1 protein-coding gene is annotated in these 575 nt (G+C 56.9%); it reads left to right on the forward strand.

Going from position 1 to position 575, the window contains the following annotated elements:
- Positions 1–575, forward strand: a 575-nt coding sequence (locus tag ACF8E5_RS19250) for an EF-Tu/IF-2/RF-3 family GTPase (protein WP_392475674.1), incomplete at both ends; no start/stop codon positions are given.

Consider the following 575-nt stretch of genomic DNA (forward strand, 5'->3'; position numbering starts at 1 on the left):
TCCACCTACGACTTCCCAGGCGACGACACTCCGATCATCATCGGTTCCGCTCGTATGGCCCTGGAAGGCAAAGACGACAACGAAATGGGTACTACCGCTGTCAAGAAGCTGGTAGAAACTCTGGATGCCTACATCCCTGAGCCAGTTCGTGCCGTTGATCAGCCGTTCCTGATGCCGATCGAAGACGTATTCTCGATCTCGGGTCGTGGTACCGTTGTGACCGGTCGTATCGAGCGTGGTATCGTTCGCGTTCAAGATCCACTGGAAATCGTTGGTCTGCGTGACACCACCACCACCACCTGCACCGGTGTTGAGATGTTCCGCAAGCTGCTGGACGAAGGCCGTGCTGGCGAGAACTGCGGCGTTCTGCTGCGTGGTACCAAGCGTGACGACGTTGAGCGTGGCCAGGTTCTGGTCAAGCCAGGTTCGGTCAAGCCGCACACCAAGTTCACCGCAGAAGTCTACGTTCTGTCGAAAGAAGAAGGCGGTCGTCACACTCCGTTCTTCAAAGGCTACCGTCCTCAGTTCTACTTCCGTACCACTGACGTGACCGGTAACTGCGAACTGCCGGAAGG

Source organism: Pseudomonas sp. WSY_20, from assembly GCF_043104335.1.
GTDB classification, from domain to species: domain Bacteria; phylum Pseudomonadota; class Gammaproteobacteria; order Pseudomonadales; family Pseudomonadaceae; genus Aquipseudomonas; species Aquipseudomonas parafulva_B.